The sequence below is a fragment of the Faecalibacterium sp. i21-0019-B1 genome (genome assembly GCF_042852915.1).
GTDB lineage: Bacteria > Bacillota > Clostridia > Oscillospirales > Ruminococcaceae > Faecalibacterium > Faecalibacterium taiwanense.
Genome location: NZ_AP031425.1, coordinates 1,252,559 through 1,270,393 on the forward strand (window position 1 = coordinate 1,252,559; position 17,835 = coordinate 1,270,393).

Sequence of the window (17,835 nt, forward strand, 5' to 3'; positions counted from 1 at the left end):
TTTGATTTGGAGGATCCTTCCATGAAGTACTACAATATTACCGTCAATGGCGTTGCTTACAGCGTCTCCGTGGAGGAGACTGCCGCTGGTGCTGCTCCGGTTGCTGCTGCAGCTCCTGCCGCACCCGCTGCTCCTAAGGCTGCTCCGGCTCCCGCTGCTGCTCCCAAGGCTGCTGCAGGCGCTGCTGGTGCCGTTGCCGTCAAGGCTCCCATGCCCGGCAACATTCTGGATGTCAAGGTCAAGGCCGGTGCATCCGTGAAGGCTGGCGACGTGCTGGTGATCCTGGAGGCCATGAAGATGGAGAACGAGATCGTTGCTCCGCAGGATGGCACTGTGGCTTCCATCAACGTCAACAAGGGCGACACCGTCAACTCCGGTGACGTTCTGGTTTCCATGAACTAAGGGAGAGGTGACAATCATGGCCAAAAAGCCGATCAAGGTTACTGAGGTCGTCCTGCGCGATGCCCACCAGTCTCTGCTGGCCACCCGCATGACCATGGATGAGATGCGTCCCATCCTGCCGGAAATGGATAAGATTAACTACTTCTCCGTGGAGTGCTGGGGCGGCGCTACGTTCGACAGCTGCATCCGCTTTCTGGACGAAGACCCGTGGGAGCGCCTGCGCATCCTGCGCAAGGAACTGCCCCACCAGAAGCTGCAGATGCTGTTCCGCGGCCAGAACATGCTGGGCTACCGCCCCTACGCAGACGATGCCGTTGAGTACTTTGTGCAGAAGTCTGTTGCAAACGGCATCGACGTGATCCGTATTTTCGATGCACTGAACGATCCGCGCAACCTGCAGACCGCCATCAAGGCAGCCAACAAGGAAGGCGCTCATGTGCAGGGCTGCATCAGCTACACCCTCAGCCCCGTGCACAACAACGAGTACTTTGCAGCCTACGCCAAGACCCTGGAGGAGATGGGCGCAAACTCCATCTGCATCAAGGATATGGCCGGTCTGCTGACCCCCTATACCTGCTACGATCTGGTGAAGAAGCTGAAGGAGACCGTCAGCATCCCTGTTGACATCCACAGCCACTACACCGCAGGTCTGGCTTCCATGTCCATCCTGAAGGGCATCGAGGCAGGTGCCGACATCATCGATACCGCCATGAGCCCCCTGAGCCTGGGCACCAGCCACATGCCCACCGAGAGTCTGGTCGCTGCCCTGCAGGGCACCGATTACGACACCGGTCTGGATCTGAAGCAGCTGAACGTTGTGCGCGCATACTTTGCAAAGCTGCGCGAGAAGTACATTGCCAACGGTCAGATCAGCCCGAAGAGCCTCGGCGTGGATGCAAACACCCTGCTGTATCAGGTGCCGGGCGGCATGTTCTCCAACATGCTCAAACAGCTGAAGGATGCCGGCAAGGAAGATAAGCTGGACGAAGTGCTGGCAGAGATCCCCCGCGTCCGCGAGGATGCAGGCTATCCGCCGCTGGTCACCCCCACCAGCCAGATCGTTGGTACGCAGGCTGTGTTCAACGTCATCCTTGGTGAGCGCTACAAGATGGTCACCAAGGAGTTCAAGGGTCTGGTCCACGGTGATTACGGCAAGACTCCCGCTCCCATCAAGCCCGAGTTCACCAAGAAGATCCTGGGCGACGAGCAGCCCATTACCTGCCGCTTTGCTGATACTCTGGCTCCTGAGATGGACAAGCTGAAGGCAGAGGCTGCCAAGTGGGCAACGCAGGAAGAGGATGTGCTGACCTACGCAATGTTCCCGCAGGTGGCACCCAAGTTCTTTGAAAAGCGCAATGCCAAGAAGCAGGGCGTGGACGGCGACCATGTGGACTACACCAATCAGTCTCATCCCGTCTGATCTTTCATAACGGATTCCGGAGCTTCCCGCTTTTGCGGCGGGAGGCTCCTTTTTGTGTTTTGCACCGGATCTGGCCCCAAAAATAGGCGGCGGCTCATTGACATGAAAATCCATCCATTTTATAATGAATCAAAATGGATGCAGCCGACACCCGGGCATCCCCGGAAAAAGAAGAGGTGATCTGCATGAGAAGCATCACGGTACAGCGCCTTGCGGAATTTACAGAGCAGGATTATGAATTTACCTTCGGCATCACCCGGAAGGAATTTGCCCAGATGCTGGAAGCATTGAATGCGGCTTATTGCAAGGAGCACCGGCGCAGGCCGCATTTTACCAAGATCACAATGCAGGATAAGCTGGTGCTGACTTTGCTCTACCGCCGCGAGTACCGCAGCATGGAGAACATTGCGGCAGAATACGGTGTCTCCCGCGATACCATTGCGGACAATATCCACTGGGTGGAGCGCGCACTGCTGAACGCAAATCTGCTGCAGAACAGCGTGACCTGCGTATATAAAACCAACTGAAACAGGCTCTGATACAGGATCGGAAGATTTTGTATCAGAGCTTTTTTGCTTTGCACCGTGTATTGCGGCCGGTTTTGGCGGCGGCACGCAACAGTGCACCTTGAATTTTGGGCCGAAGAATAGTAAAATGAAACTATATGTATCGTAACATGGGTTTGTGTACCCAAAGGCGGATACGTATACCGAAACTTGTAAGCTGAAACACTGAAAATGTAAGAACAGGAGAGCGTTATGATCTTAAGCATGACCGGCTTTGGCCGGGGGACTGCTGTGCGCAATGGCCGTGAGATCACGGTGGAGCTGCGCAGCGTGAATTCCCGCTACTTTGAGTATTCTTCGCGCATCCCGCGCACCTGCAGCTATCTGGACAGCCGCTTGAAAAAGCAGCTCAACGAGCGCATTTCCCGCGGCAAGGTGGAGCTGAGCATGACCGTGCAGAATGTGGACGCTGCCGATACGGTGGTGGCCGTCAACATGGAGCTGGCACGCAGCTACCAGCAGGCCATGCGGGATATTTCGGAACAGCTGGGTGTCAAGAACGATATCTCTGCGGGCGTGCTGACCCGCTTCCCGGATGTGCTCACCACCCGCCACGCGGATGTGGACGAGGAACAGCTGTGGGAAGATGTTTCTGCCGTTACCGCACAGGCGCTGGACCGCTTTGTGGAGATGCGCGCCGCCGAGGGTGCCAAGATGAAGGCAGACGTGGAAAACCGCCTGAACTTCCTCGAGGAGTGCGTGGGCAGGGTGGAGACTTTGAGCGCAGGCCGCGTGGAAGCCTACACCAACCGCCTGTACGAGAAGCTCAAGGTCATTCTGGAGGACCGCGATATCGACGATGCCCGCGTGCTGACCGAGGCCGCTATTTTTGGCGATAAGACCGCTGTGGATGAAGAGACGGTGCGCCTGCGCAGCCACATTGCGCAGTACCGCGATATCCTCAAGCTGGACGAGCCAGTGGGCCGCAAGTTGGACTTTTTGACGCAGGAGCTGAACCGCGAGACCAATACCATCGGCTCCAAGTGTCAGGATCTGGATATCACCCGCATCGTGGTGGATATGAAGGCGGAGATCGAAAAGATCCGCGAACAGATCCAGAATCTGGAGTGATACAGAAAATTCGGAGGGGTTTATGAAGCTCATCAACATCGGGTTTGGCAATATGGTCAGTGCAGGCCGTGTGGTGGCAGTGGTCAGCCCGGATTCCGCCCCGGTCAAGCGCCTTGTAAAGGAAGCGCGGGAGCGCGGAATGCTGATCGATGCATCCTATGGCCGCAGCACCCGTGCAGTGCTTATCATGGACTCCGATCATGTGGTACTCTCGGCGCTTCAGCCGGAAACGGTGGCCAACCGTGCGGCAGGGCAGGAGGGCAAAACACCAGCAGAGGAGGAACAGACCCATGGCGAACGATAAATATTTGTTTGTGGTCTCCGGCGCGGCCGGTACCGGCAAGGACAGCGTGGTGAAGGCACTGCGCGAAGCACACCCGGAGATCGAAAAGACTGTTTCCGCCACCACCCGCGCACCGCGTCCCGGTGAGCAGGAGGGCGTGGATTATTATTACCGCACCCGGGAGCAGTTCCAGCAGCTGATCGAGAACGATCAGGTGGTGGAGCACAACTTCTACAACGGCAACTACTACGGTACCCTGCGCGAGGAAGTGGACAAGCGCCTTGCAGCCCGGAAGGTGGTCGTTCTGGTCATCGATGTGCACGGCGCAGCGAACATCCGCCGCATGTTCCCGGGCGCGACCACCGTGTTCCTGCTGCCGCCGTCGGTGGAGGAGCTGGAGCGCCGTCTGCGCGGCCGCGGCACCGAGACCGAGGACAGCATTCAGGAACGTCTTGCCACCGCCCGGCAGGAGCTGGCCCAGCAGGATAAATTCACCCTGAAGCTGGTCAACGACCAGGTCGATACCTGCGCCGATGCACTGTATCAGGCCATCTGCCAGCGCATTGGTGCCGCAGAATAACATTTTGAAGGAGCTGGACGAATGCCCAAAACGGTAGGCGTTGCCGTCAGCAATGCGACCTTCCACTTTGATAAGCTTTATACCTATGCCGTCATGCCGGATCAGCAGAATGCGGTAAAACTTGGCAGCATGGTGCTGGTGCCCTTTGGCCGCGGCAGCCGCGCCCGCATGGGCGTGGTGCTGGCCTGCGATGCCGAACCGGAAAGCGCGAAGCTGAAATATCTTTTCGACGTGGCCCCGGCATCCGCCTGCCTGACCCCGGAACTGCTGCGGCTGGTGCATTTTCTGAAGGAGCGCACCTTCTGCACCTATTACGAGGCGGTCAAGGCGGTCATTCCCTATGGTGCACAGTACAAGCCTGCCGTGGCGGCGGACGGTGTAACGCCGGTGCTGCAAAAGCAGCTCACCCGCCACACCGAGAACTCCTACCGCCTTGTGGGCGGGCTGCCGCCAAAGCCGAAGCCGACAGCCAAGCAATTGGCGGCAGTGGCGCTGCTGGGCGGCGGGCCGCGCACCCTGAACGAACTGGAAGACAAGGGCATCAGCCGTGCCGTGCTGGATAACCTGTGCGCCAAAGGCGTGCTGGAATGCAGCAAGGTGAATAAATCCATCGACCTGTATTCGTCCATTCCGCTGAAAAACGAGCCGATCACCCTCACGCAGGAGCAGCAGGCGGCTTACGATGCTCTGCTGCCAAAGCTGGAAGATGATGCACCCCACTCGGCGCTGCTCTACGGCGTGACCGGCAGCGGCAAGACGCTGGTGTTTTTAAAGCTCATTGCCCGCTGTCTGGAGCAGGGCAGGCGTGCGCTGGTGCTGGTGCCGGAGATCAGCCTGACCCCGCAGATGATCCTGCGGCTCAAGAGCCAGTTTGGCCGCCGGGTGGCGGTGCAGCACTCTGCCCTCAACCACACCGAACGCCTTTTGCAGTGGCAGATGATCCAGGACGGCGGCGCAGACATCGTGGTGGGCACCCGCAGCGCCATCTTTTCGCCGCTGGAAAACATCGGGCTCATCATCATCGATGAGGAGCAGGAGCACACCTACCGCTCGGAATCCGCGCCCCGCTATTCTGCCCACGAGGTGGCCCGGCAGCGCGCGGCGGAAAGCGGTGCATTGCTGCTGCTGGCAAGCGCCACCCCCAGCACCGAGAGCTTTTACGCGGCCCAGCATGGCCGCACCCAGCTGGTGCGGCTGACCCAGCGCTACGGCGGCAACCCACTGCCCACGGTGCAGATCGTGGATATGCGCGCAGAGCTGGCGGCAGGCAACCCGCGGGAGATCAGTCTGTCGTTGGAAGATGCCATCCGCCGCAATCTGGATGCAGGCAAGCAGACCATTTTGCTGCTGAACCGCCGGGGCTACCAGACCATGGCCCAGTGCGAGGACTGCCGCGAGGTGCTCAAGTGCACAAAGTGCAGCGTGCCGATGGTGTACCACAAAGCGGCGCACAAGGTATTGTGCCACTACTGCGGCAGCCAGATGGAACCGCCCACTGTGTGCCCCGCCTGCGGCGGCAAGCTGCAGTACCGGGGCTTCGGCACCCAGAAAGCCGAGGAAGAGCTGGCAAAGCTGTTCCCGGATGCGCGGGTGCTGCGCATGGATCAGGATTCCACTGCCGCAAAGGATGCCCACGAAAAGCTGCTGGCAAGGTTTGCGAACCACGAATATGACATCATGGTGGGCACCCAGATGGTGGCCAAGGGACTGGATTTTGAGGATGTGACCCTTGTGGGCGTGCTGGGCATCGACTCGCTGCTGTTTGCGCAGGGCTTCCGCGCGTATGAGAATGTGTTCAGCCTCATCACGCAGGTGGTGGGCCGCAGCGGACGGGCCAGAGACCCGGGCTTTGCCATCATCCAGACCACCGACCCCGATAACCCGGTGCTGAACCTTGCCGCCGCGCAGGACTACGATGCCTTTTTTGAGCAGGAGATCGCTTACCGCAAGCTGGGCCTGTACCCGCCCTTCTGCGGGCTGTGCGTCATTGGCTTTGCAGGCGCAAAGGAGATCGAGGTGGCACGGGCGGCGGCGCGCTTTGCAGCCCTGCTGGGCCAGCAGGCGGCAAAACAGCCGGACCTGCCGCTGCGGGTGCTTGGCCCAACGCCCGGCAGCATTGAGAAGATCAACGACACTTACCGCTACAAACTTACCATCAAGTGCCGCAACGACCGCCGCTTCCGCGACCTCGTGCGCAGCACACTGGAAAGATACGAACAGGAAAAACTTCCGTCCAAGGCCACCGTTGCGGTGGACCTGCACTCGGACGGTGACATCTGATTTGGAGGTACCATAAATGGCTATCCGCAATATTGTAAAAGAGGGCGATCCCATCCTGAACAAGGTCTGCCGCCCCGTCACCACCTTTGATGACCGTCTGGCTACCCTGCTGGACGACATGCACGAGACCATGATCGCCGCCGACGGCGTGGGTCTGGCCGGCCCGCAGGTGGGCATGCTGCGCCGTCTGTTCGTGGTGTGGGACACCACCGACGCGCCCGAGGAGATCCCCGAAAATTACGAGTACAAGTTCATCGACTTTGTGAACCCGGAAATTCTGGCTGTATCCGAGGAAGAGGAGACCGCCTACGAGGGCTGTCTGTCCTTCCCGGGCCACAACGGCGCTGTGACCCGCCCCGCCGCGGTCAAGGTGCGCGCACAGGACCGCCACGGTGAGTGGTTCGAGCTGGAAGCTGAGGATCTGCTGGGCCGCTGCATCCAGCACGAGAACGACCATCTGGACGGCATTACCATCATGCAGTCCAGCGAGTATTTCTATGAGGATACCGAAGAGGGCAAAAAAGCTGCCCGCGAAGCGAAAGGAAACAAGTAATGCGCATTTTGTTCATGGGCACGCCGGATATTGCCGCAGAGTGCCTCAAAGCCCTGTATGCCGCCGGGCATGACATCTGCGCGGTGTACACCCGGCGGGACAAGCCGGTTGGCCGCAAGCAGGTGCTGACCGCACCCCCGGTCAAGGAAGTGGCCCTTGCCCACGGCACGCCGGTGTTCCAGCCCCGTACCCTGCGGGACGGCAGCGAGGACGAGAACATCCGCGCACTGGCCCCGGAACTGATCGTGGTGGTGGCTTACGGCTGCATCCTGCCGAAGTCTGTGCTGGAAGCGCCGAAGTACGGCTGCATCAACCTGCATGTCTCCCTGCTGCCCAAGTACCGCGGCAGCGCCCCGGTGCAGTGGGCCGTGCTGAACGGTGATGCCGAAACCGGCGTTTCCATCATGCAGATGGACGAGGGCCTTGACACCGGCGATGTGCTCTGCTGCGAGAAGATCGCCATTGACCCGGAGGAGACCAGCGGCCAGCTGTTTGACCGCGTGACTGCCGTGGGTGCACGGGTGCTGTGCGAGGTGGTGCCCGCCATCGCCGCCGGAACGCTGAAACCCCAGCCGCAGGATCATGAGAACGCCTGCCTTGCGCCTATGCTGAACAAGGAGATGGCAGAGTTCCGCCTGACCGAATCGGCTGCCCACATCCACAACTGGGTGCGCGGCATGAACCCGTGGCCCGGTGCATGGTTCGTCACCTCCGGCGGCAAAAAGCTCAAGGTGATGGAGTGCCGTGCCGTGGAAGCTCACGGCGAAGCGCCCGGCACCGTGCTGGCCACAAAGCCGCTCACGGTGGCTTGCGGTGAGGGGGCCGTCCAGCTGCTGAATGTGGTGCCGGAAGGCAAAAAGCCCATGGACGGCACCGCCTTTGCGGCCGGTCAGCGCCTGAAAACGGGGGATATCCTCTGATGGCGGCGAATCCCCGCGCGGCGGCAGTGGCAGCGCTGGTGCGGCAGGAGCAGGATGGGTTTTCCAACCTTGTTCTGGATGCCGAACTCAAGCGCCAGCAGCTGGAAGGCCGCGATAAAGCTTTTGCCAGCGCCATCTTTTACACGGTGCTGGAACACCGGGGCACGCTGGACTACATCCTGTGCCAGTTCCTGCCCAAGGGCCTTGCCAAGCTGGATGCACCGGTGCGCGAAATATTGCGCGCGGCGCTGGCGCAGGCCCGCTATATGCAGGTGCCGGTGTCCGCTGCGGTGAACGAAGCCGTCAAGCTGACCCGTGCCTTCAAAAAATCCAGCGCATCCGGTCTGGTCAACGCCGTACTGCGCAAGGCGTGCAGCTACGACCTGAGCACCGCAAGCTTCAAAAACGAAGTGGAGCGGCTCATGGTGCTTGGCTCTGCCGGGCGGGATGTGGCGGAATTTCTGCACAAAAACTACCCGGACGAAGCACTGGATATCCTTACCTACAAGGCCGACGGCGGCATGACCAGCCTGCGGGCGAACCCGCTGAAAGGCAGTGCCGATGAGCTTTGTGCAAAGCTGCTGGCTTCCGGCGCAAAGGAAGCAAAGCGGGGCATTGTGCCCGGCAGTGTGCTGGCCCGCTTCGAGGGCAGCCCGGCGGAAAATGAGCTGTTCCGGCAGGGGTACTTCCATGTGGAAGGGCAGGCCAGCCAGCTGGCGGCGCTCTGCGTGGACGCACAGCCCGGAGAAACAGTCATCGACCTGTGCGCCGCGCCCGGCGGCAAGACCATCCTGCTGGCCGAGCAGATGCACAACACCGGCAGGCTTTACAGCTGCGATGCCGCCGAGAACCGCGTGGGCCTGATCCGCACGGCAGTGCAGCGCATGGGACTTGCCAATGTGGAAGCCCTGTGCAACGATGCCACAAAGGTGAACCCGGCCCTGCCGCAGGCCGACCGCATTTTAGCGGATGTGCCCTGCAGCGGCCTTGGCATTCTGGCAAAAAAGCCGGATCTGCGCTACAAAAAGCTGGAACCGGCCCGCGAAGCTGAATTATTGGCCACGCAGTCGGCCATCCTCGATACGGCGGCACAGCTGCTGAAAGCGGGCGGCAGGCTGGTGTACTCCACCTGCACCATCGACCCGGCAGAAAACCAGCAGCAGATCGCGGCATTTCTGGCCCGCCACCCGGAGTTTACGGTGGTGGAGCCTGCCGCGACGCTGCCCGCCGGGATGACGGCAGGGGAGCACGGCGCGCTTTCGGTGCCCACCCGTACCGGCATGGACGGCTTTTTCCTGTGTGCCATGCAGAAAAACGGGGAAAAGCTGCAATGAAACAGGTGGCTTGTTCGTAAAAAACAATAGGAGAACACAATGGAACAAAAACGCTGTATCTCTTCCTTTACGCTGGCAGAGCTGACCGCTGAACTGAAAGCGATGGGTCAGCCGGGCTTCCGGGCAAAGCAGATCTTCCACTGGGTGCACCAGAAGCTGGTCACCGAGTTTTCTGCCATGACCGACCAGCCCAAGACCCTGCTGGCAAAGCTGGAAGAAAGCTTCTACATTGCCGCGCCCAAGATCGAGCGCAGGCAGGAAGCAAAGGACGGCACGGTAAAATATCTGCTGCGCATGGCGGACGGCAACTGCATCGAGACTGTCGTGATGCGCTACCACTACGGCAACACGGTGTGTGTGTCCACGCAGGTGGGCTGCCGCATGGGCTGCCGCTTCTGCGCGTCCACCCAGGCGGGCCGCGTGCGCGATCTGGAAGCAGGCGAGATCTGCTCTGAGATCTACACCGCCCAGAAGGATATCGGGGAGCGCATTTCCCACATCGTGCTCATGGGCATTGGCGAACCGCTGGATAACTTTGACGAAGTGATGAAGTTTCTGGAGAACATCACCTCGCCCGAGGGCGTGAACATCGGGATGCGCAACATCAGCCTTTCTACCTGCGGTCTGGTGCCCAAGATCGACCAGCTGGCCGAGAAAAAGCTGCAGCTGACCCTCTCGGTGTCGCTGCACGCACCCAACAATGAAATTCGCAGCGGCATGATGCCGGTAAACGATGCCTATCCCGTGGAAGTGCTGATGCAGGCCGTGCGCCGCTATCAGGACACCACCGGCCGCCGCGTGAGCTTTGAATATTCCATGGTGCGCGGTGTCAATGATTCCGATGCCTGCGCCAGACAGCTGGCAAACCTGATCCGGGGCATGGGTGCCCATGTGAACCTGATCCCCATCAACCCGGTGGACGGCAGCCCGTACTCGGCCACCGATGCAGCCAACGTGCACCGCTTCCAGCAGAAGCTGGAGAGCCTTGGCGTGAACGCTACGGTGCGCCGCCGCCTTGGCAGCGAGATCAGCGCCGCATGCGGCCAGCTGCGCCGTGACGAAATGAACGGGAAAGCGTAAATATTAAAGGGAGAAGCCTATGAAACTTGCAGGAAAAACGGATGTCGGCAGGGTCCGGCAGGATAATCAGGACGATTATCGCGCAGGAGAACTGCCCGGCGATGCCGCATGGCTGCTGGTATGCGACGGCATGGGCGGTGCACGCGGCGGCAGGGAAGCCAGCCAGAGCGCGTGCGATGTGATCGAGCGCTGCTTTCAGGAGCAGTATGCTTCCAAGTGCCTGCCCGGCGAAGAGGAGACTTTTTTGAAAAAGAGCCTGCTCAGCGCCAACCGCTTTGTGTTCCAGAAGGCCCTGCGTGAGGAATCGCTGGCGGGCATGGGCACCACGGCTGTGTGCGCACTGGTGCGCGGCGGCAAGGTGTTCCTGTGTCATGCAGGCGACTCGCGGGCGTACCTGTACCGGGACGGCAGGCTTGCCCAGCTCACCCACGACCACTCCTATGTGCAGGAGCTGGTGGACTGCGGCACCATTACCGTGGAGGAAGCCGAGCACCACCCTCAGAAGAACATCATCACCAAGGCGCTGGGCGTGGACTACCGGCTGGACTCGGAGTTCACCACCGCACCGCTGCAGAAAGGGGATATCCTGCTGCTGTGCTCGGACGGCCTGACCAATGCCGTGCCCAGAGAACAGCTGGAACAGCTGCTGCGCACCGGCAGGTTCTACGACCTGCCGGACCTTCTGATCCGCACGGCCAACGAGAACGGCGGCCCGGATAACATCACCGCGCTGCTGCTGTGTGTGGAGGAGGTGCGCTGATGGACAACCTGATCGGCAAAAAGCTGGACGGCCTGTATGAGGTGCGGGAGCTGATCGGTTCCGGCGGCATGGCAAACGTCTACAAGGCGGTCATGCTGGGGCACAACGGCCCGGTGCCTGCCGGTACCGTGGTGGCGGTAAAGGTGCTGCGGCAGGAGTATATGCACGACCCGGACCTTGTGCGCCGCTTTAAAAATGAATCCAAGGCCATCTCGTTGCTGAACCACCCCAACATCGTAAAAGTGTACGATGTATCGGTGAATGATGATCTGCAGTATATCGTGATGGAATATGTGGACGGCATGACATTGCGCGAGTACCTTAACCAGCGCGGCGGCAGGCTGACCAACCGGGAGACCGTGCACTTCATCTCCCAGATCTTAAAGGCGCTGGAACATGCCCACGCCAACGGTGTGGTGCACCGGGACATCAAGCCCCAGAACATCATGCTTCTGGACAACGGCCAGCTGCGCATGATGGATTTTGGCATTGCGCGCATCTCCCGTGCCGAGAACCAGCTGCTGAGCGGCAAGGCCATGGGCAGCGTGCACTATATCAGCCCGGAGCAGGCCAAGGGCGATGAGACCGACTGCACCAGCGATATCTACTCGGTGGGCGTGATGATGTACGAGATGCTCAGCGGTCATCTGCCCTTTGATGCAGACGACATGGTGGAAGTTGCCATCAAGCAGATCTCCGATCAGCCGAAGTCTTTGCACGAGATCGCGCCGGAGGTGCCGAATGCACTGGTGGAGATCACCGAAAAGGCCATGGCAAAGCTGCCGCAGAACCGCTACGCATCCGCCCGCGAAATGCTGGATGCGCTGGACACCTACGTGCACAACCCCTCCGTGATGTTTGAGTACAAGTATATTACAGAAGATGCTCCCGAAAAGGTGGTGAAACGTACCATGAACCAGAACCGTGCAAACCGTCAGGCCGAAAAGCCTGCGCCCCGCGGCAAAAAGGCCGCACCGCGCAAGAAAAAGCGCACCATCTTCCTGCCGGCACTGTTCGGCATTACCATTGCATTTGCACTGGCGTGCCTTGCGCTGTGCTGGATGATCCTGAACGATTCCTCCAACCTGATGAACAACAAGGCCGATATCACGCTGGGCGATTATATCGGTATGACGCAGGACGAGGCTGCTGCCACCGAGCAGGTGGTCTCCGGCCAGATCAGCGTTACCTGGGAGCAGGAGTACAACAGTAACTATGCGGCGGGCTATATCTATAAGCAGTCGCCGGTGTCCGGCCGCACGGTGCGCGAGGGCCAGAATGTGACCCTGACTGTGAGCCTTGGCACCCAGTACGTTACCGTGCCGGACCTGACCAACTATGTGCAGGCCGATGCAGAGCAGCAGCTCAAGGAGTTGGGTGTCTCGGTGCTGGTAACGCAGGCTGTGGATACCTCTGTGGCATCCGGCGCGGTGATCCGCACCGACCCGGCGGCGGGCAGTCAGGTGGCTGCAGGCAGCACTGTGGTGATGTATATCAGCCGCCCGCAGGTGGCAACCACCACCAAGGTGCCCTCGCTGACCGGCATGAGCACCGCTGATGCCCGCACCCTGCTGGTGCAGAACCATCTGGGCCTTGGCAGCCAGACCGAGCAGTACAGCGATCAGCCGGTGGGCACTGTCATCAGTCAGAATCCGGCGGCAGGCTCTACCACAAAGCTGAACGGCCGCGTGAACATTGTGGTAAGCGCAGGGCCGGAGCCTGCACCGGAACCGGAAGCACCCAGCGACAGCACCACCGGCGGCGACTGGTGGAGCGGCCTGTTTGGCAGCAGCTCCTCTTCTTCCAGCACCGAGACCGGCACCGAACAGGGCACAGCGGGCAGCGGCGACCCTTCGCAGAAACCGCTGACCGACTGGTGGTCCTCGCTGCTGAGCTGACGGAGGCGTGCATGAAGGGATATATCACAAAGGGCATCGGCGGCTTTTACTATGTGAAAACGCCGGAGGGCATTGTGGAATGCAAGCCCCGCGGCATTTTCCGCAAACAGAAGATCACGCCGGTGGCGGGCGATGAGGTGACGCTGGAGACCGAGAACGGTGCAGCCGTCATTGCCGAGATCGCACCGCGCAAAAATGTGTTCGTGCGGCCTCCGATGGCAAATCTGGATGTGCTGTTCCTTGTGGCCAGCACCACCCAGCCCACGCCCAGCACGCTGGTGCTGGATAAGCTTGCCGCCATTGCGGTGGACAAGGGCGTGCAGCCGGTGATCGTGTGCACCAAGGGCGACTTGGCCGAGGCGGAATTCCTGCGTAAGGCCTATGAAAAATCGACCCTGCCGTTCATCCGCATCGATTACGAGACCGGCGGCGGGCTGGACGAGGTGAAGCAGTGGATCAGCGGCAGGCTGTGTGCGTTCTGCGGCAACTCCGGCGTGGGAAAATCCACCCTTTTGAACCACCTGCTGCCGGAAGCAGAGCGCGAGACCAGTGCCATCAGCCAGAAGCTGGGCCGCGGCCGCCACACCACCCGTGAGGTGACGATCTTTGAAGCCTTTGGCGGGCGCATTGCGGATACGCCGGGCTTTGCCAGTCTGGAAGCGAACCGCGCCGGGTTCATCCCCAAGGAAAATCTGGAGCATGCGTTCCCGGAGTTCGGGCCTTATCTGGGCCAGTGCCAGTTCACCGGCTGCTCCCACCGCAGCGAAAAAGGCTGTGCCGTGCGCGCCGCACTGGCCGAGGGCAGGCTCTCCCAGACCCGGTACGACAGCTACTGCGCCATGTACGAGGAAGTCAAGGACGTGAAGGATTGGCAGCGCCCGAAAGTATAAAGGATAAGGAAGAGATTCATGTCACGCTGTGTGATCATTTCGGCCTGCCCGGTTTCTCCGGAGTTGGCAGAGGCCCTGCGGCCGGACGACTTTATCATTGCCTGTGATGCAGGCTACCGCAACTGCGCACCTCTGGGGCGCAGACCCAACATCATCGTGGGCGATTTTGACACCGCCCCCTGCCCGGAACAGCAGGACGACGATATCATCGTGCTGCCCCATGTGAAGGACGATACCGACACCGAGTATGCCGCAAAGCTGGTCTCGGAAAAGGGCTTTGACGAGGTGCTGCTGCTGGGCGGCCTTGGCGGCAGACGGGTGGAGCACACCCTTGCAAACCTGTGCACCGGCCTTGGGCTGGAACAGCGCGGTGTGCGCACCACCCTGCTGGATGAGCGCAGCCGCATCACCTACGTGATGCCCGGCGAGACCCGCCGCTACCCGAAGGAGAAGTACTTTTTCTTCTCGGCCTTCCCGATGGAGGGCAGGGCGCAGGGCGTGTGCGAGCGCGGCTCCTACTATGAGCTGACCGATGCGGAGCTGACCGCCAGCTACCCGCTGGGCGTCAGCAACGAGTACGCTGCCGGGTCGGACTGCATCACCATCTCCACCCGCAGCGGTGCGCTGGTGGTGGTGGAGACCATCGCAGACTGAGCGCTGCTGCCCTTGCCGGAACGTTCCGGTCCCTGCCTGCATAGGATGGGCCAGAAAACGGAAAGGCGGGGAGCATATGCAGGTAGTTGTGATCCGAAGCCCCAAGGCGCTGCGCGGCATTCTGCGCAGACTGTTCGGCATTCAAAAACAGTAAAAAAGATCCCCTCGCTGCTGGTCGGCGGGGGGATCTTGCTTCATAATACTCCTTTTTATTGCGTCAGGGCGTTGTAACAGGCATCGAACGCCTGCATAAAATCAGTGATCTCCTGTTCCGTGGTCAGGTGGCTCAGGCTGATGCGCCACGAGGACAGCGCGTTGCGCCGGTCATGGCTCACGGCAAACACGGCGCGGGAGGGCAGGCCGTCCGAAGAGCAGGCCGATTTGACCGAGACGCATACGCCCTTGGCATCCAGCTCCCGCTGGAACACGGTGCCCTTCACGTTCTGTACGCTCAGGTTTAAAATCTGCGGCACGGCGGTGTCCGGGCTGTTGATGCGCACCTTGGGGTATTGGGCAAGCCCGGTGCGCAGGCGGGCGTTCAGGGCGCGGATGTGCTCCACCCGGGCGGGCAGCTCGCTCACTGCCTTTTCCAGTGCCAGCGCCAGCGAACAGGCCAGCGCCACGGTGGGGGTGCCGCTGCGGTAGATGGTGGTGCTCTCGCCGCCATGGATGAGCGGCTCCAGCGCAAGGCCGCGCCGCTTGACCAGCACACCGATGCCGTTCAGCCCGTAGAACTTGTGGGCGGTCAGGCTCATGGTGTCGATGCCCGCAAAGCTGACCGGCAGCTTGCCCACGGCCTGTGTGGCATCCACATGGAAGTGGCAGTGGGGGCAGGCCTTCAACATTTCCGCGATCTCGGCCACCGGCTGCACCACGCCCAGCTCACTGTCTACGGCAGTGACGGCCACCAGAATGGTGTCCGGGCGCAGCAGTTCTTTCAGGTGGGCAAGGTCCACCGTGCCGTCCTGCCGGATGTCCACAAGGTCGATCTCGTATCCCTGCTCCTGCAGGGCGGTCAGGCTGCCGCTCACAGAGGAGTGCTCCAGCGGGGTGGAAATGATGTGTCTGCCATGGTGGCGCTCCAGCCGGGCGATGCTCTTGATGGCAAAGTTGTTGGCCTCGCTGGCACCGAATGTATAGATGATCTCGGCGGGCTGCACATTCAGACTGCGGGCAATGCTCTGGGTGGCGGCATCGATGGCAGCCTTTGCGGCAGTGCCTGCTGCGTGGCGGGAATTGGCATTGCCCGGGCAATTGCGCTCCACCTCGCAAAAGCGCTGTAAAACCGCTTCGTCTACCGGGGTATTGGCGGAATAATCCAGATAGATCATAAACTCTCCTGATAATTCTCTTATAATACAGATTACAATGGTAGGCTATATTATAGTGCGCTTTGGGCCGGATTGCAAGAGAAGCGGCGCAAACTTCCGGGCTGGAAATACAGGAGAATTAAGCAAAATGGTTGCACGGCGGCAAAAAGTCTGCTATAATCTCTTGAAGGACTGCCCGCTGCGGCCTTTTGCGGGGCTTTTGGCGGCGGTTTGGAAAGAGCCTGAATGAAAGGGGGAGCGCACCATGCTGCACAAGAATCATCGACTGCGCTGTATTGCACTTCTCATTTCCGGGCGGGATCATTGTTCCCAAATTTCAGGGGCATTGCCGTTTTGCTGACGGCGGTGCCTCTTTTTTTGGGGCTGCGAGTTCTGTAGGAGGCAGAAAAACTTCATGAGCGAAAAGATCGATTACTCCAAAGGCATTTACGACGCGCGCCAGCTGGGCGCAGGCCGCATGTTCATTCTGGGCGTGCAGCACATGTTTGCCATGTTCGGCGCAACGGTGCTGGTGCCGCTGCTCACCGGCCTGAGCGTTTCCACCACCCTGCTGTGCGCAGGTCTGGGCACCCTGCTGTTCCACCTCATTACCAAAAAGAAGGTGCCTGCATTCCTCGGCTCCTCCTTTGCGTATCTGGGCGGCTTCTCCATCGTGGCCCCCATGCTGGCAGATGCAGACGGCAACCTGACCGTGGCCAATACCAAGATGCTGCCCTACGCCTGCGCCGCCGTCGCATTTTCCGGTCTGGTGTATCTGGTGGCCAGCCTGCTGATCTCCACCTTCGGCATCCGCCGCATCATGCGGTTCTTCCCGCCGGTGGTCACTGGCCCCATTATCATTTCTATCGGCCTGATCCTGGCCCCCTCTGCTATCAAAAACTGCCAGTCCAACTGGATCCTGGCCTTTGTGGCACTGGGTGTCGTGATCGTGTGCAACATCTGGGGCAAGGGCATGGTCAAGATCCTGCCCATCCTCATCGGCGTGCTGGTGTCCTATGCAGTGGCACTGGTGACCGGTGCAGTGGACTTCCAGCGCATTTCTGAGGCTGCATGGGTGGGCATCCCTCTGCACAAGGAGGCCATGGGCCTGTTTGCCATCGACGGCAGCCCGGAGTTCATCAGCGCACTGTTCACCATCATCCCCATTGCACTGGCAACCATGATGGAGCATGTGGGCGATATCGCCGCCATCAGCGCAACCGTGGGCCACAACTATATCAACGACCCCGGCCTGAACCGCACCCTGCTGGGTGATGGCCTGGCAACCACCATGGCCGGCCTGCTGGGCGGCCCGGCCAACACCACCTACGGCGAGAACACCGGTGTGCTGGCTCTGAGCAAGATCTACGATCCGCTGGTCATCCGCATTGCTGCCGTGCTGGCCATCATCCTGAGCTTCAGCCCCAAGTTTGAGGCTGTCATCAACACCATCCCCACCGGCATCATCGGCGGCATCAGCTTTGTGCTGTATGGCATGATCTCCGCCATCGGTGTGCGCAATGTGGTGGAGAACCGCGTGGACTTTACCAACAGCCGCAACCTGATCGTGGCCGCTGTCATTCTGGTGTGCGCACTGGGCTTTAACTCTGTGGGCGGTGTCAGCTTTGCCGTTGCAGGTGTTACCATCAATCTGTCCGGTCTGGCTGTGGCCGCGATCGCAGGCATCCTGCTGAACGCTATCCTGCCCGGCAACGACTACGAGTTTGATGCTGCCGACGGCTCCGAAGCCGCTACCAGCAGCAACCTGCAGGTCTGATCTCCCATAGAAGAAGGAAGAACAAGGCAGAAGCCGTCCTGTGTGTGCAGGGCGGCT

At 60.4% G+C, this 17,835-nt stretch carries 17 protein-coding genes; 16 read left to right on the top strand and 1 reads right to left on the bottom strand.

Annotated elements, in window-relative coordinates; genetic code table 11:
- Window positions 1-21 precede the first annotated feature (21 nt).
- The 15 genes from ACGHP1_RS06240 to ACGHP1_RS06310 all read left to right on the top strand — a co-directional run bounded on the left by ACGHP1_RS06240 (window position 22) and on the right by ACGHP1_RS06310 (window position 14,691).
- Window positions 22-402 (top strand): biotin/lipoyl-containing protein, encoded by a 381-nt coding sequence (locus ACGHP1_RS06240; protein ID WP_005940233.1) that lies wholly within the window; start codon window positions 22-24, stop codon window positions 400-402.
- 16 nt (window positions 403-418) lie between these two features.
- Entirely contained in the window at window positions 419-1,822 is a 1,404-nt protein-coding gene (locus ACGHP1_RS06245; protein WP_005940236.1) for an oxaloacetate decarboxylase subunit alpha, read from the top strand.
- A gap of 185 nt (window positions 1,823-2,007) precedes the next feature.
- Window positions 2,008-2,349 carry a transposase family protein gene (locus tag ACGHP1_RS06250; RefSeq protein ID WP_118528073.1) on the top strand — a complete coding sequence of 114 codons (342 nt, stop codon included), beginning with the start codon at window positions 2,008-2,010 and terminating at the stop codon, window positions 2,347-2,349.
- 231 nt (window positions 2,350-2,580) lie between these two features.
- Window positions 2,581-3,459: a YicC/YloC family endoribonuclease gene (locus ACGHP1_RS06255; RefSeq protein WP_097774851.1), complete on the top strand. Its 879-nt coding sequence runs from the start codon at window positions 2,581-2,583 to the stop codon at window positions 3,457-3,459.
- Between the two features lie 22 nt (window positions 3,460-3,481).
- The gene (locus tag ACGHP1_RS06260) at window positions 3,482-3,763 is read left to right on the top strand and encodes a DUF370 domain-containing protein (protein WP_005940246.1); all 282 of its coding nucleotides are present in this window, start codon (window positions 3,482-3,484) and stop codon (window positions 3,761-3,763) included.
- Window positions 3,750-4,322 (top strand): guanylate kinase, encoded by a 573-nt coding sequence (gmk, locus tag ACGHP1_RS06265; RefSeq protein ID WP_005940248.1) that lies wholly within the window; start codon window positions 3,750-3,752, stop codon window positions 4,320-4,322. The genes ACGHP1_RS06260 and gmk overlap by 14 nt, the downstream gene beginning before the upstream one ends.
- Before the next feature lie 21 nt (window positions 4,323-4,343).
- Window positions 4,344-6,602 (top strand): primosomal protein N', encoded by a 2,259-nt coding sequence (gene priA / locus ACGHP1_RS06270; protein WP_390508450.1) that lies wholly within the window; start codon window positions 4,344-4,346, stop codon window positions 6,600-6,602.
- 16 nt (window positions 6,603-6,618) lie between these two features.
- Entirely contained in the window at window positions 6,619-7,155 is a 537-nt protein-coding gene (gene def / locus ACGHP1_RS06275) for a peptide deformylase (RefSeq protein ID WP_390508452.1), read from the top strand.
- Entirely contained in the window at window positions 7,155-8,075 is a 921-nt protein-coding gene (gene fmt / locus ACGHP1_RS06280) for a methionyl-tRNA formyltransferase (RefSeq protein ID WP_005940255.1), read from the top strand. The genes def and fmt overlap by 1 nt, the downstream gene beginning before the upstream one ends.
- Window positions 8,075-9,409, top strand: a complete 1,335-nt coding sequence (rsmB, locus tag ACGHP1_RS06285; protein ID WP_390508455.1) for a 16S rRNA (cytosine(967)-C(5))-methyltransferase RsmB — start codon at window positions 8,075-8,077, stop codon at window positions 9,407-9,409. Before fmt ends, rsmB begins: the two co-directional genes overlap by 1 nt.
- Window positions 9,410-9,448: 39 nt before the next feature.
- On the top strand, window positions 9,449-10,489 hold the full coding sequence (rlmN, locus tag ACGHP1_RS06290) for a 23S rRNA (adenine(2503)-C(2))-methyltransferase RlmN (RefSeq protein ID WP_005940261.1): 1,041 nt from the start codon (window positions 9,449-9,451) through the stop codon (window positions 10,487-10,489).
- A gap of 19 nt (window positions 10,490-10,508) precedes the next feature.
- Window positions 10,509-11,249: a Stp1/IreP family PP2C-type Ser/Thr phosphatase gene (locus ACGHP1_RS06295; RefSeq protein ID WP_120079537.1), complete on the top strand. Its 741-nt coding sequence runs from the start codon at window positions 10,509-10,511 to the stop codon at window positions 11,247-11,249.
- Window positions 11,249-13,147 carry a Stk1 family PASTA domain-containing Ser/Thr kinase gene (gene pknB / locus ACGHP1_RS06300; protein WP_349137276.1) on the top strand — a complete coding sequence of 633 codons (1,899 nt, stop codon included), beginning with the start codon at window positions 11,249-11,251 and terminating at the stop codon, window positions 13,145-13,147. Before ACGHP1_RS06295 ends, pknB begins: the two co-directional genes overlap by 1 nt.
- Window positions 13,148-13,158: 11 nt before the next feature.
- Entirely contained in the window at window positions 13,159-14,037 is an 879-nt protein-coding gene (gene rsgA / locus ACGHP1_RS06305; protein WP_207698234.1) for a ribosome small subunit-dependent GTPase A, read from the top strand.
- 18 nt (window positions 14,038-14,055) lie between these two features.
- Window positions 14,056-14,691, top strand: a complete 636-nt coding sequence (locus tag ACGHP1_RS06310) for a thiamine diphosphokinase (protein ID WP_044953453.1) — start codon at window positions 14,056-14,058, stop codon at window positions 14,689-14,691.
- A 209-nt stretch (window positions 14,692-14,900) separates the two neighbouring features.
- On the opposite strand, the gene ACGHP1_RS06315 is transcribed toward ACGHP1_RS06310, so the two are convergent.
- A complete protein-coding gene (locus ACGHP1_RS06315; protein ID WP_390508459.1) occupies window positions 14,901-16,022 on the bottom strand; it encodes a cysteine desulfurase family protein in 1,122 nt (373 codons plus the stop codon).
- 394 nt (window positions 16,023-16,416) lie between these two features.
- On the opposite strand from ACGHP1_RS06315, the gene ACGHP1_RS06320 reads away from it, so the two are divergent.
- Entirely contained in the window at window positions 16,417-17,778 is a 1,362-nt protein-coding gene (locus ACGHP1_RS06320) for a uracil-xanthine permease family protein (protein ID WP_005940287.1), read from the top strand.
- Window positions 17,779-17,835: the final 57 nt, after the last annotated feature.